The 16,424-nt window shown below is 38.0% G+C and carries 13 protein-coding genes and 2 pseudogenes; all 15 read left to right on the top strand.

Translation table 11 applies throughout. The features are described 5' to 3' along the window. Positions 1 to 75 precede the first annotated feature (75 nt). The 15 genes and pseudogenes from J2Z40_RS03960 to J2Z40_RS04030 all read left to right on the top strand — a co-directional run bounded on the left by J2Z40_RS03960 (position 76) and on the right by J2Z40_RS04030 (position 16,417). Positions 76 to 1,236 (top strand): acyl-CoA dehydrogenase family protein, encoded by a 1,161-nt coding sequence (locus tag J2Z40_RS03960; protein ID WP_066393873.1) that lies wholly within the window; start codon positions 76 to 78, stop codon positions 1,234 to 1,236. Between the two features lie 10 nt (positions 1,237 to 1,246). Continuing rightward, positions 1,247 to 1,321: pseudogene (locus J2Z40_RS19955) on the top strand (hypothetical protein); the annotation flags it as partial. Positions 1,322 to 1,343: 22 nt separating this feature from the next. Next, a complete protein-coding gene (locus J2Z40_RS03970) occupies positions 1,344 to 1,622 on the top strand; it encodes a CoA-transferase family III protein (protein WP_066393875.1) in 279 nt (92 codons plus the stop codon). Continuing rightward, a pseudogene (locus tag J2Z40_RS03975) lies at positions 1,619 to 2,389 on the top strand (SDR family NAD(P)-dependent oxidoreductase). Before J2Z40_RS03970 ends, J2Z40_RS03975 begins: the two are co-directional and overlap by 4 nt. Positions 2,390 to 2,816: 427 nt before the next feature. Continuing rightward, the gene (locus J2Z40_RS03980) at positions 2,817 to 3,533 is read left to right on the top strand and encodes a (Fe-S)-binding protein (protein ID WP_066393876.1); all 717 of its coding nucleotides are present in this window, start codon (positions 2,817 to 2,819) and stop codon (positions 3,531 to 3,533) included. Positions 3,534 to 3,589: 56 nt separating this feature from the next. Then, on the top strand, positions 3,590 to 5,017 hold the full coding sequence (locus J2Z40_RS03985) for a LutB/LldF family L-lactate oxidation iron-sulfur protein (RefSeq protein WP_066393878.1): 1,428 nt from the start codon (positions 3,590 to 3,592) through the stop codon (positions 5,015 to 5,017). Further along, positions 5,017 to 5,736, top strand: coding sequence for a LutC/YkgG family protein (locus J2Z40_RS03990; protein WP_066393880.1), 720 nt, complete (start codon positions 5,017 to 5,019; stop codon positions 5,734 to 5,736). The genes J2Z40_RS03985 and J2Z40_RS03990 overlap by 1 nt, the downstream gene beginning before the upstream one ends. A 266-nt stretch (positions 5,737 to 6,002) precedes the next feature. Beyond that, a complete protein-coding gene (locus tag J2Z40_RS03995) occupies positions 6,003 to 7,505 on the top strand; it encodes a sugar ABC transporter ATP-binding protein (protein ID WP_066393881.1) in 1,503 nt (500 codons plus the stop codon). A gap of 35 nt (positions 7,506 to 7,540) precedes the next feature. Next, on the top strand, positions 7,541 to 8,539 hold the full coding sequence (locus J2Z40_RS04000; protein WP_066393882.1) for an ABC transporter permease: 999 nt from the start codon (positions 7,541 to 7,543) through the stop codon (positions 8,537 to 8,539). A gap of 99 nt (positions 8,540 to 8,638) precedes the next feature. Further along, positions 8,639 to 9,589 carry an ABC transporter substrate-binding protein gene (locus tag J2Z40_RS04005; RefSeq protein WP_066399245.1) on the top strand — a complete coding sequence of 317 codons (951 nt, stop codon included), beginning with the start codon at positions 8,639 to 8,641 and terminating at the stop codon, positions 9,587 to 9,589. An 82-nt stretch (positions 9,590 to 9,671) separates the two neighbouring features. Then, positions 9,672 to 10,637, top strand: coding sequence for a Gfo/Idh/MocA family protein (locus tag J2Z40_RS04010; RefSeq protein WP_066393883.1), 966 nt, complete (start codon positions 9,672 to 9,674; stop codon positions 10,635 to 10,637). Between the two features lie 28 nt (positions 10,638 to 10,665). Continuing rightward, positions 10,666 to 11,316, top strand: coding sequence for a class II aldolase/adducin family protein (locus J2Z40_RS04015; RefSeq protein WP_083953881.1), 651 nt, complete (start codon positions 10,666 to 10,668; stop codon positions 11,314 to 11,316). A 27-nt stretch (positions 11,317 to 11,343) separates the two neighbouring features. Further along, positions 11,344 to 12,837, top strand: a complete 1,494-nt coding sequence (locus J2Z40_RS04020) for a rhamnulokinase (protein ID WP_083953882.1) — start codon at positions 11,344 to 11,346, stop codon at positions 12,835 to 12,837. Then, on the top strand, positions 12,824 to 14,614 hold the full coding sequence (locus tag J2Z40_RS04025; protein WP_066393889.1) for an L-fucose isomerase: 1,791 nt from the start codon (positions 12,824 to 12,826) through the stop codon (positions 14,612 to 14,614). The genes J2Z40_RS04020 and J2Z40_RS04025 overlap by 14 nt, the downstream gene beginning before the upstream one ends. Positions 14,615 to 14,743: 129 nt before the next feature. Continuing rightward, positions 14,744 to 16,417: a ribulokinase gene (locus tag J2Z40_RS04030; protein WP_066393890.1), complete on the top strand. Its 1,674-nt coding sequence runs from the start codon at positions 14,744 to 14,746 to the stop codon at positions 16,415 to 16,417. Positions 16,418 to 16,424: the final 7 nt, after the last annotated feature.

Below are 16,424 nucleotides of genomic sequence, written 5' to 3' on the forward strand. Positions count from 1 at the left end.
GGATACTTTAATACTTCTAATTTTGGCATAGAACTTGCTATAAGATTATATAGAAAAACAGTAGGAGGGAAAATAATGAATCAAACTGTAGTCATTGAAGAAGAAATTACACTTTTTAAAAAGTCAGTTGCAGCTTTTGCAAAAAAGGAAATTGAAGCACATTACAGCAGATGGGAAGAAGAAGGAATCGTCCCAAGAGAATTGTGGAGGAAACTAGGGGAAGCAGGTTTCCTTTGTGTTGATATACCTGAAAAATATGGTGGTTTAGGAGCACCTGTCCATTTTGCAGCTTGTATTGTGGATGAATTCAGCAGGCTTGGATATCCCTCGGTTGAGGGGAATTTAGCGGTACACTCAAATATTGTTGCTCATTATATTTTAAATTCTGGAACAGAAGAACAAAAGACGCATTATTTACCAAAAATGGCGTCTGGAGAATACATCGGTGCTATTGCGATGACCGAGCCTGGTGACGGGAGTGATTTACAGGGGATTAGAACAACAGCCATTAAGAATACAGAAACAGGAAACTATGTTATAAATGGCTCTAAAACGTTTATCACCAATGGTCAAAGCTTTGATTTTGTCATTGTAGTTGCAAGAACAAACAACCATGTACCTGCTGCAAAAGGAACGTCTTTATTTAATGTTGATTCCAATAGCAAAGGTGTAACAAAAGGCAAAAAACTAAAGAAAATTGGATTACATTCAGCCGATACTTCAGAGTTGTTTTTTGAGGATGTGACTGTTCCTTCTAGTCAAATACTTGGAAACCTTGATTATGGGTTTGTCACATTGATGAATGAACTGCCACGTGAAAGGATGATTCTTTCTGTTGGTGCATGTGGGGCGATGGAAGGGGCTTTAGAGATCACGATTAAGTATATACATGAACGGGAAGTATTCGGAAAGCCACTCAGTCATTTACAAACCATTCGCCACAAAATGGCAGAGATGACAACAGAAGCGAAAATCAATCGGGCCTACGTAAATCAATGTCTTGCTAGCTTAGAGAAAAATCAACTATCTACAGCTGATGCAAGTATTGCAAAACTATCGACTACTGAAGCGCAAGGCAGAATTGTTGATGGTTGTCTACAGCTTTTCGGAGGGTATGGCTATATGGAAGAATATCCGATTGCTAGAGCTTATGTAGATGCAAGAGTTCAACGAATTTACGGTGGCACTTCTGAAATTATGAAAGAAATTATTAGCAAAGACATTTTAGGAAGGTAGAGGATTGCATGTGGGAATCTTGAATGGCTTGAAGGTTTTGGATTTTTCAACACTTCTACCAGGACCTTTTGCTACGATGATGCTAGCTGATATGGGGTGTGGAGCCAGTGTTGAACTTTTCAGAATCGGTCAATCATTCACAAATACAGGCACGAGAATTAGTTGTCTCAGTACCGAAGCGAGATGGCGGGACGAAAAAACAAATCGCCTTTCCTATTAAATTCTCAAATAACCAAGCAGAGTACAGATTTATAGGAGTGCAAACAGGGTATCACACAGAAGATATTTTGAAGGAAGCTGGTTTTGATTCAGATACAATTAAAACGTTCGTAGATGAAGAGATTTTTGGAAAAATAATCAGAAATGAAGGAGATGGATGCAGATGAATTTAAAAGATAAAGTAGCCGTTGTCACAGGTGGGGCTTACGGATTGGGGCTTGCAACCGTAACTAGATTAGTAGAGAAAGGTGCGAAAGTAGTTATTTTTGACTTAAATGAAGAAAAAGCAAAGGAAGCCGTAGAACAATTAGGAGAAAATGTACGATTTGTCCTTGTCAATGTGGCTGATGACGAATCTGTACAAAATGGAATCGCTCAAACGATTGATGCCTTTGGTGCCATCCATATTTGTGTAAACTGTGCTGGTGTTGGTACGGCAGCAAAAATGATTGGAAAAAAGGGTGCTCTGCCTCTTGAGGATTTCAGTTAGGTTGTTGGCATTAACTTGATTGGGAAATTTAATGTATTAAGGCTAGCAGCGAACAAAATGAAGAATAATGAACCCCTTACAGACTCAGGAGAAAGAGGAGTCATCATCAATACGGCTTCTGTAGCTGCCTTTGACGGGCAAATGGGGCAGGCTGCTTACGGGGCAAGTAAAGCCGGAGTCGTGGGGATGACATTGCCAGTTTCACGAGATTTATCGCAATTTGGTATTCGCGTAAACACAAAAGCACCAGGTTTATTCTTGACACCAATGGCTGATATGCTGCCAGAAGTTGTGATTAATAAACTATCACAAAGTGTCGAATTTCCAAAGCGCTTAGGGCGTCCATCAGAATATGCAGAATTGGCAACATTTATTATGGAGCATGAATATTTAAATGGGGAAGTTATTCGTCTAGATGGCGGAATTCGTATGTCACCCAGGTAATTAATTATTCCTAGGAGGTTATTTTTAGGCGATTACACTTTCAACAATCAAAACAAGAATGATTAAAATGGCTAAATAGGGTTAGATCCATAATTTATTTAGTCCTTAACCCATCTGTCCAGATGATATAAGGATTTTTAGAGGAAAGTGCCTATTAGAAAGAAGCCTGAACTTCTGTGTGAAACACACAGGGATTCAGGCTTTATTTTACAGTTAAATTTTGATTTGGAATGCCATTCTTAACCTTATATTGTCTTCATCTGTCAAGTACAAGAGTGGAGAAATGTCCTTCATGCTGTCATTACTCTCGCTTGTAATTTAAATATTAAAAAAATTCCGTAAATAATATTCAAAAACAAACAAACATAATATATAATAAAACAGTAGGAAACAAAATTAATTTTGTTATTAAAGGATAGGTGAATACATGAGGGTGAGTTTATTTGCTACATGTCTTGTTGATATGTTTCAAACAAATGTTGGAAAATCCACTGTAGAGCTGCTAGAAAAACTAGGTTGTGAAGTTGTTTTCCCAGAATCGCAAGTATGCTGTGGCCAACCATCTTATAATAGCGGTTATGTACGTGAGTCGAAGGAAGCGATGAAACGAATGATTGAAACATTTGCAGATGCGGAATATATCGTATCCCCTTCAGGTTCTTGTGCTTTTATGTTTAAGGAATATCCACGGATTTTTGAAGGTGACAAAGTGTGGGAAAAAAGGGCAAAAGATATTGCTGATAAAACGTTTGAATTAACACAATTTATTGTCGATATTCTCCAAGTAAAGGATGTTGGAGCTGCTTTCGAGGGAAAAGCAACATATCATGCATCCTGCCATATGACCAGATTACTTGGTGTAAAAAGTCCGCCAATGCTCCTTTTGAATAACGTAAATGGCCTCACATTAACAGAATTACCAGGAAAGGAACAATGCTGTGGTTTTGGGGGAACTTTTTCTGTTAAAATGGCGGAAATTTCTGAACAAATGGTGGATGAAAAAGTTCGTCATGTAGAAGAAACAGATGCGGACTATTTAATTGGGTCTGATGCAGGTTGTTTAATGAATATTGCTGGAAGAATACAAAGGAAAGGAATGCCTATTAAAGTCTATCATATCGCTGAAGTGCTTAATTGCCGATAAAGATTTAGCTGTGAATAAAAAATTCCTATTAGCAAGTAAGAATGGAGGAAAAACCGGTGGCTATGAAAATTGGTACATCTAAATTTAAGCAACGGATAAATGATGGCATCGATAATTCCTTTATGCGTGGGGCCGTTTCAGCTGCACAGGATGGCATGGGAATGAAACGGAAATTAGCAATGGATGAGCTTGAAGATTGGGAAGATTGGCGTTCTCACGGGGAAGAAATAAGAAAACATGTATTAGAACACTTGGATTCCTATCTTGAACAATTAAGTGATAATATCGCGGATTTAGGTGGCCATGTTTTTTTTGCGGAAACAAAGGAAGAAGCGAATGACTATATTCGTACGGTTGTGCAGCAGAAAAAGGCAAAGAAAATTGTGAAATCAAAATCAATGGTTACTGAGGAAATTAACCTTAATGCTGTATTGGAGGAAGCAGGCTGCGAAGTGATTGAGACTGATCTTGGTGAATACATTCTTCAAGTCGATGATCAGGATCGACCCTCTCATATAGTTGTTCCAGCTTTACATAAAAATAAAGAACAAATTCGGGACGTTTTTACTGAAAAACTAGGATATAGCAAAACATCTAAGCCCGAGGAACTAGCATGGCATGCACGTGAAAAGCTTCGAAATGAATATTTAACAGCAGACATCGGAATTACAGGGTGCAATTTTGCGATAGCTGAAACAGGGTCATTTTGCTTAGTTACGAATGAAGGAAACGCTGATTTAGTAACTGCTCTGCCAAAGGTGCAAATTACGGTCATGGGAATGGAACGAATTGTCCCTACATTTGAGGAAATGGAGGTGCTCGTCTCTCTATTAACAAGAAGTGCTGTCGGACAAAAATTAACAAGCTATATCACTGTATTAACTGGACCTAGGGAGGAATTAGATGTTGATGGCCCAGAAGAATTCCATCTTGTGATTGTTGATAATGGGCGTTCCAACATACTTGGGGGAGAATTCCAGTCTATTCTTCAGTGTATTCGCTGTGCGGCATGTGTGAATGTTTGTCCAGTATATCGACATGTTGGTGGCCATTCATATGGCTCGATTTATTCAGGTCCAATTGGTGCTATTCTTTCCCCATTGCTAGGTGGATATGACGAATATAAGGAGTTGCCTTATGCATCTACATTATGTGGTGCATGTACAGAAGTCTGCCCTGTGAAGATCCCCTTGCATCAGCTTCTTCATAAACATCGTGAAATCATCGTCGAAAAAGAAGGGAAAGCCCCCATATCTGAAAAACTAGCAATGAAAGCTTTTGGCCTAGGGGCTGCATCACCTACTTTATATAAGCTTGGCTCTAAAATTGCCCCAAGCGCCATGCAGCCATTTGTGGTGAAAGGGGTTATTTCTACTGGACCTGGTCCGTTAAAAGAATGGACAAAAATCCGTGAATTTCCTTCGCCGAATAAAGAAAGATTCAGAGATTGGTTTAAAAATCGACGCCGGGAGGAGGAAATATGATGAAAGGCATCATCCGAAATCGTGAAGGATTTTTAAATCAAATTGCCAAGCAGCTCGGTCGTCCACGAATTTCCGCATCCATTACTCGGCCAAGCTGGGCGCATCAACCTCAATTAGAGGCATTGAAAAACACGACAGCAGATGAATTACTAGAAAAATTACAGGATCAATGCAAGAAAATTCATACGGATATCTATATGACGGATGTATGTAATTTACCAGCTATCTTAGACAAGGCAGTTACGGATTATGGGGGCGGACCGATCGTTACATGGAAGGATGAACGATTTAGGAATTGGGGATTGAGTACACTTTTTACACAACAATGGCCCCAAAAAGGGATAGATGTATTTGAGTGGGATTATACAAAACAAGAGAAGAATATTGGAAACGCAGAAAAGGCAAATATCGGAATGACAATTAGTGAAATCACATTAGCTGAATCGGGTACAGTTGTTATGTTTAGCGAAAAAAATAAAGGAAGGACCGTGAGCTTTCTGCCGACATCTAGTATTGTTCTCATTCCGAAAAGCACTCTTGTCCCAAGGATGACACAAGCAGCAATAAAGATGCGAGAAATTTATTTGAAAACAGGAAAAGTGGCATCCTGCATTAATTTTATTACGGGTCCTAGTAATTCGGCTGATATTGAACTCAATCTTGTTGTAGGGGTGCATGGGCCGGTGAAGGTGTCTTATATAGTGATTGTTGATCAATAATGAGCAAATTAAAGAGATTCAATATGAAAATTATTAAGTTGGAGAGCTTGAATATTGCTTATACTTTATAGCCGATCAGTATTTGTAAAAAACTGCTCAAATAAATAGTAAGAATTTTCAAATATGCATTGCTTTTGCTTTGATTATTTTATACAATCAATAAAAACAAACAAATATACAAACAAAACAACCTTTGTTTTATTTTGTTTGTTTTTGCGAAAAAAATGTAAACGATTACAAAAAATCATAGATTGGTAGGTGATATGATGGCTGAAAAATTACTTAAAATGGAGGGAATTAGTAAAGCCTTTCCTGGTGTGCAGGCATTATCTAATGTACTTTTTGATCTGAATAAGGGAGAGGTACATGCATTATTAGGTGAAAATGGCGCAGGTAAATCCACATTAATGAAGATTTTAACAGGTATTTATCAAAGGGATTCAGGTACGATCATTTACCAAGGAAACGAAATAGAAATTGCTGATACGAAGGAAGCGCAACAGCTTGGAATCAGTATCATTCATCAAGAATTAAACTTAGCAAGAGATTTAACGGTCGCACAAAATATTTTTATTGGTAGAGAGCCAAAAAGTGGTTTTCGTCTATTTTTAAATGAAAAAGAATTGAATCTGATGACTCAGGAATTATTTGACCGTCTAAATATACGTTTGAATCCAGGGGAATTAGTAGAAGACTTATCAGTAGCAAAGCAACAGATGGTAGAAATTGCAAAAGCTCTTTCATTTGAATCGAAAATTTTAATTATGGATGAACCGACTGCAGCATTAACTGATTCGGAAATCGATTCACTATTTACAATTATTAGGAACTTGCGTTCGGACGGTGTTGGCATTATTTACATTTCCCATAGAATGGAAGAATTAAAAAGAATCGCTGATCGGGCAACTGTAATGAGAGACGGTACATATATTGGTACAGTTAATATGAGAGAAATAACGATTGATCAAATTATTTCTATGATGGTTGGCAGACAAATCTATCAAAATCAAAGGCCAGAAATAAAAAACAGAAGAATCGAAAAGGTGCTGGAAGTGAAATCGTTAAATCGAGGAAGCACAATAAAGGACGTAAGCTTTGATTTGCATCAAGGTGAAATCCTTGGCTTTGCAGGGTTAATGGGGGCAGGGAGAACAGAGGTAGCTCGAGCTATTTTTGGAGCGGATCCACTTGAGTCAGGAGATATTTATATTAGGGGAAAAAAAGTCCGAGTGAAAGAGCCACTTGATGCTGTAAATAATGGAATCGGATATTTGTCAGAAGACCGTAAACAGTTTGGTTTAATGCTTGAGATGGATATAAAAGCAAATATTGCGATTGCATCTATGAATGGTTTTGTCCAAACTGGCTGGCTTAATAAATTAAATATAAATAAGCAAGCATCGAAAATGGTGGATGCATTAAAAATAAAAACCCCTTCTATTCATCAGCTTGTAAAGAATCTATCAGGTGGAAACCAACAAAAGGTAGTAATTGGAAAATGGTTAACGAGAGATTCAGATATTTTAATATTTGATGAGCCTACAAGAGGCATTGACATAGGTGCAAAGGATGAAATTTATAAGTTGTTAAATGAACTAGCTGCACAAGGCAAATCAATCATTATGATTTCATCTGAGCTCCCTGAAATTTTGAGAATGAGTCATAGAGTAATCGTGATGTGTGAGGGGCGAATTACTGGTGAATTAATTAATGATGAAAAAATATCACAAGAATTGATTATGACTCTAGCAACAAAACGAATAGGCTAATTGATTTACAATGACTACTGAAAGGGGCATGAACCATGGAAACCCAAGGTCCTCAGTTGATACCTAATGATAAGAAAAAGATTCATTTAAAATCAAATGCAATTCAACAATTTTTAGCATTCGGCAGTTTGATCATTCTTATCATCTTCTTTTCGATCGCATCTCCAAATTTCTTTCAGTTTAATAATATTATTGGTATTCTCCTTTCAACATCAGTTATAGGCATTTTAGCATTAGGAGCGACTTTTATTATTATTACGAGTGGGATTGATTTATCAGTAGGGACAGTAATGACCCTTTGCTCAGTAATGACTGGTGTTTTTATCACTAGTATGGGCTTGCCCATTATTGTTGGTGTTTTAGGTGGGATATTAACAGGTGCCACGGCCGGAGCCATTGCAGGTATTGCAATCGCCAAATTTAGAATCCCGCCATTTATAGCAACGCTTGCAATGATGATGATTGCAAAAGGTTTAGCATTGGTGATTTCTGGGGCAGCACCAATTTATTTTACTTCGTATGAGGCTTTTACAGAAATAGCAATGGGCTCCATTATTCCAGGGATTGAAATACCTAATGCAATCCTCATTTTCTTCGGAATGGCAGTTATTGGTGGAATCATTTTGAATAAAACGATTATTGGCAGATTTACCTTTGCCATTGGCAGCAATGAAGAGGCCACCCGATTATCTGGTGTCAATGTGAACAAGTGGAAAATAATTATATACTCGATTGCAGGGATATTTACAGGAATAGGCGGAATCGTTATGGCAGCACGTCTAAACTCAGCTCAACCAGCGTTAGGACAAGGATATGAATTAGAGGCCATTGCAGCAGTTGTGATTGGGGGAACCTCATTAAGTGGTGGAAAAGGAACCATTCTAGGGACTGTTATTGGTGCGCTGATTATGAGTGTATTAACAAATGGATTACGCATTTTATCTGTCCCACAGGAATGGCAAACGGTCGTTGTAGGGGCAGTCATTCTTTTTGCAGTCTACACAGATGTAATTAGAAATAAAAAGGCAAATTAATTACTTCGGTATTACTCTCTAAAAGGGAATAATATATATTTTTCAAAAAAACAAGGGGGCTATAAAGTGAAAAAGAAGAGTACTATTTTTCTAGCTGTAATGTTTTTATTCTCTTTAGTTTTGGGTGCTTGTTCGTCAGATCAGTCCAATACCGACAATGATTCAGGGGGTTCAAAAGATGGAAAACCTTATATTGCAATTATTTCTAAGGGATTCCAGCATCAATTCTGGCAGGCTGTGAAGCAAGGTGCGGAGCAAGCTGCAAAAGAATTTGATGTAGAAATTACATTTGAAGGACCGGAAAGTGAATCACAGGTTGATAAGCAAATGGAAATGCTGCGTGCGGCATTAGATAAAAATCCTGATGCAATCGGTTTTGCTGCACTTGATAGCCAAGCGGCATTAAGTCTTTTACAAGAAGCAAGTGATAATAAAATTCCAGTCATCGCCTTTGATTCAGGTGTGGAAAGTGAAATTCCTCTCGCAACAGCTGCTACAGACAGCCGTGCAGCAGCCGCACTTGCAGCAGATAAAATGGCTGAATTAATCGGTGAAGAAGGGGAAGTGGCTGTCGTAGCTCATGATCAGGTAAGTCAAACTGGTATTGACCGTCGTGATGGATTTGTTAATCAAATAAAGGAAAAGTATCCAAATATTACAATTGTAGATATCCAATATGGTGGAGGAGATCATCTTAAATCAACAGATGCGGCAAAGGCAATTATGCAAGCGTATCCTAACCTTAAGGGGATTTTTGGTACGAATGAAGGCTCTGCAATCGGGGTAGTTAATGCAGTTTCTGAGGTGAATAGAAATGACTTAGTTGTGATTGGTTTTGATTCAGGAAAACAACAAATTGATGCAATTAAGAATGGTTTAATGACAGGTGCGATTACGCAAAACCCGGTTGGAATAGGGTATGAGACAGTAAAGGCAGCGGTTGATGCGATTAATGGGAAAGAAGTACAAAAAAATATTGATACTGGTTTCTTCTACTATGATAAAGACAATATTGATGACGAAGAAATAGCGGCAGTTATTTACGAATAGTCAGCAAAATTAGGGAGGATGTTCAGCTTGTGGCATCCTCTTTAATGATTGAATCTCATAATCTAAGAAAGTAGGAAAGACAATGGATAAAATTAAATGGGGAATTTTAGGTACAGCAAAGATTGCGATGGAGCAGGTTATTCCTGCTATCCAAAGATCGTCTAATGGGGTAGTTGCTGCGATTGCCAGCAGCAGTGGGAAAGCAGTGAAAATTGCCTCTCAATTCAATATTCCACATTCATATGAGAGCTATGAGGATTTATTAGCAGATCCAGAAATTGATGCCGTCTATATCCCTCTGCCTAATCATTTGCACAAAGAATGGGCGATTAAAGCTGCAAATGCAAGAAAACATGTCTTATGCGAAAAACCAGCTGCCTTGAATACAGAGGATGTTAAAGCAATGGTCTCAGCATGCATGGCCAATGATGTCCTTTTTATGGAAGGATTTATGTATCGTTTTCATCCTCAGCACACAAAAGTAAAGGAATTAATTCAAGATAATGTAATAGGGGATATTAAGATGCTCCACGCCAATTTTTCTTTTTACATGGAGGATAGAAAAGGGAATATTCGTCTAAATCGGCAATTAGGTGGAGGGGTGATTTATGATATTGGCTGCTATTGTATTCACTCACTTCGATATATTTTAGAAGCAGAACCCATTCAAATGAGTGTCATCGGAGAAATGAATGATGAGGGTGTTGATACTTCCGCTTCAGTAATCATGACATTTCCAAATAATGTGCAAGCAATGTTTATGTGTAGTTTTGATGCAATGTTGAAAAATGAATATGAAATTATCGGTTCGAAAGGCTCCATTCGTGTTCCTTTCGCTTACCGGCCAGATTTGAATGCAGGAAAGGGAATTGTACAGCTTGTGCTTGAAAATGAGTTTAGAGAGTATGTTATTGATGGCGATCAATATAAATTCGAAGTGGAGCATTTTGCAGATTGCATACAGTCGAACAGGGAACCTGTTTCATCAGGTGATCATGCCATTTCTAATATGCGAGTGATTGATGCACTTTTAGAAATGCTTATATAACAAATTTTCCTAAATGGAGGTGAAGAGTTTGTCGAAAGCAATTGCTGAATTAAAGCAGTATGCAGCAAAAATTGTTGAGTCAGGTCTAGTTGTTGGTGCTGGTGGGAATTTAAGTATAAGAGATGGAAATATCATGTACATCTCTCCTAGTGGTTTTGATCTTCAAGAGATTGAAGATCATCAATGGGTGCGAGTGAATATCGAATCAGGAGAAATAATTGATTCATTAAAACCATCTTCGGAAGTATTAATGCATCTTGAATGCTTTCGTAAACGCCCAGATATAATGGCTGTTCTTCATACACATCCTAGTTACTCTGTAGGTGTATCTTCTGCTGGTCATGAAATTCCAAGTATCTTTCCTGATTTTCCAGCCATGATTCGTAAGATTGCTTATTTGGACTACATGATTCCTACTACGGAAGTATTAGCAAATGCTGTTGCTAATGTTATTGAAGATACAGATGTAGTGGTCATGAGAAATCATGGGGTATTATCCGTAGGAAAAACAATGAAGGAGGCGTATTTCTTTATGCAGATTACTGAAGAATCTGCAAAGGTATATACAATTGCTTCAACTTTTGGTACTCCAAGAATCCTCACAAAAGAAGAATGTCAAGATTTAAGAAATCTATCCTCAGAAAAATATCGTTCAGAATTACTCAAGGACAATCAATGAAAGAGAAGGCCATAAGGGGATGAGGGATTGAAACATGTTTGGGCTTTCGATTTAGGTGCTTCAAATGGTCGTTTAATGGTAAATAGCTTTAATGGCAAGAACATGTACCTAGAGGAAATTCATCGATTTTCGAATCAGCCTATTCAACTGACTGGTCATTATTATTGGGATGTACTAAGAATATATCAAGAAATGAAAAATGGCATGGGAAAGAGCATTCAAAATGGATACAAATCAGTTGAAAGTCTATCAATTGATACTTGGGGTGTTGATTTTGGCCTTCTTTCCAGAGAGGGGGAACTTATTGGGAATCCATACTCCTATAGAGATCCACATACGAATGAAAGCATAAAGAAAATCGCACAAAAAATTTCAAAAGAAGAGCTTTTTGCTCGGACAGGTGTTGCACCTGCACCAATTAATACAATTTGTCAGTTAGTTGCAATACATGAACGAAACCCTGCATTACTTGAGCATGCCGATCAATTATTGCTAACTCCGAATCTGCTTAGCTATTTTTTTACAGGTATAAAGGCGAATGAATACACAATTAGTACGACCACCTCTCTATATAATGTTCATCAAAAAAAATGGGACAATGACTTAATGGCTGAATTAAATATCCCTATGAATTTAATGGCTGATATAGTTAAGACCGGAACAATTCTTGGTCCAACATTGAATTCAATCAATAAAGAGCTTGGCATTTATTCTACACAAGTCATAGCTGGAGCTGGACATGATACAGCATGTGCATTAGCTGCCTTGCCAATTACATCAGATAGTACAGCATTTATGAGTTGTGGCACATGGATATTGATGGGAATTCAAGTGAAGGAGCCAGTAATAAGCAGAGAGGCGTTAAAATGGGGATTTACAAATGAAGGAACGGCAGATGGTGAAACCCGCTTACTCAAAAATTCAATGGGATTATGGCTTATCCAGCAATGTCGATCTATTTGGTCAAAGGAAGGGAATCGTATTACATATGAGGAGGAATTACATTCAATTAACCATTCGACTGCTTTTAAGTGTTTGATAGATCCTGATGATCCTGCATTCTTTAATCCAAGTAATATGGTGAATCAACTATCAGAATATTGCAGACAGACTGAGCAACAGCAACCAGAATCTATTGGTGATTTCTTACGGTGTATTTTAGAAAGTCTTTCCCTTAAATATCGTTGGGTACTAGAGAAATTAGAGCAATTAACGAGTAAAAAAATCGAGTTGATTCACATGGGGGGAGGCGGAATTCAAAATGATCTTTTATGCCAGTTTACTGCCAATGCTACGAATCGAACAGTAATTGCTGGTCCGATTGAAGCAAGTTCAATTGGTAATGCCTTGTCACAATGGATTGCATTAGGTGAGATAAAGGATTTAAAAGAAGGAAGAGAAATCGTAGCAAACTCGTTTCCTTTGAAAATATATGAACCTCAAAATCAAATGGAATGGCAGGAAGCATATGAACGTTTTATTAAACTAGTGAAAAGGGGATATCTGTATGAAAATCAGTAAAAATAGGTATCACGGGGATTTACCAAAAATAGGTATCAGACCAACGATTGATGGTAGAAGAAATGGTGTTCGAGAATCTTTAGAGCAAACGACGATGAATTTGGCAAAATCGGTTGTGAAATTTTTATCTAAAAATCTACGACATTATAATGGTGAATTAGTAGAGTTTGTTATAGCTGATACATGTATAGGTGGTGTCGCTGAAGCAGCACAAGTAGCAGAAAAGTTTTCAAGAGAGGGTGTAGGTGTCTCTATTACTGTCACACCATGCTGGTGCTATGGATCTGAAACAATGGATATGACGCCAACTATTCCTAAAGCGGTATGGGGGTTTAATGGAACTGAAAGACCAGGTGCTGTATATTTAGCAGCTGTCCTCGCAGCCCATAATCAAAAGGGAATTCCTGCCTTCGGAATTTACGGTGAGGACGTACAGGATGTTGGTGATACAACCATTCCTCATGATGTTCAGGAGAAACTTCTGCAATTTTCGAAGGCAGGTCTAGCTGTTGCAATGATGAAAGGAAAATCATATCTATCGATGGGCAGTGTCTCGATGGGGATTGCAGGAAGTATGATCAATGAGAGCTTTTTTCAAGATTATCTAGGGATGAGAAATGAGTATATTGATAGTTCAGAGTTTATTAGAAGGATGGATAAAGAAATTTATGATAAGGAAGAATTTGAAAGAGCACATAGTTGGGTGAAAGAAAATTGTATGGAAGGTCCAGATAATAATGTGGAAGCCAATCAGAGGTCTAGAGTTGAAAAAGATAAGGATTGGGAAATAAGTCTGAAAATGGCTTTGATTTCACGTGATTTAATGATTGGAAATCCTAAATTAGCTGAAATCGGCTATGGCGAAGAGGCTTTGGGGCATAATGCGATTGTTGCAGGCTTCCAAGGTCAACGTCAATGGACAGATCATTTCCCGAATGGTGATTTCATGGAGGCGATATTAAATTCTTCCTTCGATTGGAACGGCATTCGCCCTCCTTATATGTTGGCAACAGAAAATGATAGCTTAAATGGGATTACAATGCTTTTAGGCCATCTGTTAACAAATACGGCTCAAGTATTTGCGGATGTAAGAACCTATTGGAGCCCAAGTGCAGTAGAAAGAGTTACGGGTTATCAGCCTCAAGGATTGGCAGAAAATGGATTTATTCACTTGATCAATTCAGGAGCAGCAGCACTTGATGGAACAGGAGAGCAATCGATTGATGGAAAGCCAGCAATGAAACCATTCTGGGAAATAAGTGAAGAAGAAGCTCAAAAGTGTCTAGATGCAACACTTTGGCGGCCATCATCTACTGGCTATTTCCGTGGAGGTGGATTTTCTAGTGATTTCTTAACTAAAGGAAATATGCCAGTTACAATAGCAAGAATAAATTTAATTAAGGGTTTAGGACCGGTTATTCAAATAGCAGAGGGATATACAGTGGAACTGCCTAATGAGGTTCATGATATACTCGATACCCGTACTGACCCGACATGGCCAACAACATGGTTTGTGCCTAACTTAACAGGTTCCGGTGTGTTCAAAGATGTATATTCTGTCATGAATAGCTGGGGAGCTAATCATTGCTCATTGAGTTTTGGTCATATTGGAAGTGAAATCATAACGCTTGCTTCTATGCTACGCATTCCAGTCAATATGCATAATGTGAGCGAGGACAAAATTTTTAGACCGAGTGCTTGGGGAATGTTTGGAACGAATGACCCTGAAGGTGCGGATTACCGTGCATGCAGCAATTATGGGCCATTATATCGTTAATTCTACTAATATTTACTCCCACATTGAAACAACGGAGTGTGAAGGAGAAATCCAAACAGATTTTAGTTTTACTTTGATGATGAAATGTTTAATGTGTATGAAAAACTATAAGTAAATGAGGTTTAATCGATGAATGAAAAAAAGTATTCAATTGGGATCGATTATGGAACCGAATCTGGAAGGGCTGTGTTAGTAGATGTCACAAATGGGGAGTTAATTGCTACACATGTAACTGAATATAGGGATGGGGTCATTGATAAACAATTGCCAAATTCAGATATAGTATTAGCTCCTAGTTTTGCCTTACAAAACCCAGCAAATTATTTAACCGTATTATTTACTTCTGTACCAGAAGTGATAAAGCAATCGGGAATTGACCCAGCAGATGTAATTGGACTGGGAATTGATTTTACGGCTTGTACAATATTGCCAACAGATGAAGAATTAAGGCCACTTTGTTTGATCGATCGATTGAAGGATAATCCTCATTCTTGGGTAAAGCTTTGGAAGCATCATGCTGCACAAAATGAAGCCAACCGAATCAATCAATTAGCTTCTCTATATGGAGGAGACTGGTTAAAGCGTTATGGTGGGAAAATTTCATCAGAGTGGATGCTGCCAAAAGTTTGGCAAATATTGAATGAAGCACCTGAAATATATGATGAGGCCGTCTATTTCCTTGAAGCAGCAGATTGGATTACAGCAAAGCTGACTGGAAATATTAAGCGGAATAGTTGTGCGGCTGGTTATAAAGGCATATGGCATAAACAAGATGGATATTTGCCACCTGAGTTTTTAAATAAGTTAGATTCGAGACTAGCAGATATTTATGAAACGAAATTAAGTGGGGAAGTTGTTCCAATTGGCTCAAAAGCTGGAGAGCTAAGAAGTGAAATGGCGGAATTTATGGGACTCTCTCCAGGCATTTCTGTTTCCGTAGGAATAATAGATGCTCATGCAGGAGTCCCAGGTGTGGGGGTTACTGATTCAGAAAAAATGGTTATGGTGATGGGAACTTCTAGTTGTCATATGCTTTTAAGTGAAAAAGAATTATTAGTGGAAGGAATGAGTGGTGTTGTTGAAGACGGAATCATTCCAGGGCTCTTTGCATATGAAGCTGGTCAAGCGGCTGTAGGTGACATATTTGCGTGGTATATTAATCAGAGTGTCCCGTCCTATATTGAAGATGAAGCAAGAAATAAAGGCATATCGATTCACGAACTACTAGAAAAAAAGGCTAGTCGACTGAAACCAGGTGAAAGTGGATTAATTGCCTTAGATTGGCAAAATGGCAATCGCACTCCATTGGTGGATGCTGATTTATCAGGCTTACTTATCGGGTTGACCTTATCAACCACACCTGAAGAGATATACTTAGCATTGATTGAATCCACTGCTTTTGGTACGAGATCGATAATTGAAACATTTCGTAAACAAGGAGTAGCTATAAAAGAACTTTATGCTTGTGGAGGGCTCCCTCATCGCAATAAACGATTAATGCAAATCTATGCAGATGTGACAAACATGGAAATCAAAATTTCCAATACAACCCTGACTTCATCAATAGGGGCTGCGATGTATGGAGCTGTTGCAGCTGGGAGTATAAATGGTGGATATGATTCCATTATTGATGCAGCAAGAAATATGGCACAGCTAAAAAATGAAGCATATTATCCAATGCAAGAGAATGTTCGAATATATGAAAAGCTTTATCAAGAATATATTCGTCTGCATGACTATTTTGGACGTGGAGAAAATAATGTAATGAAATGTTTGAAGGAGATAAAAGAATCAATAAGATAGATAATAA

The sequence above is a fragment of the Cytobacillus eiseniae genome (assembly GCF_017874625.1).
GTDB classification, from domain to species: Bacteria; Bacillota; Bacilli; order Bacillales; family Cytobacillaceae; genus Cytobacillus; species Cytobacillus eiseniae.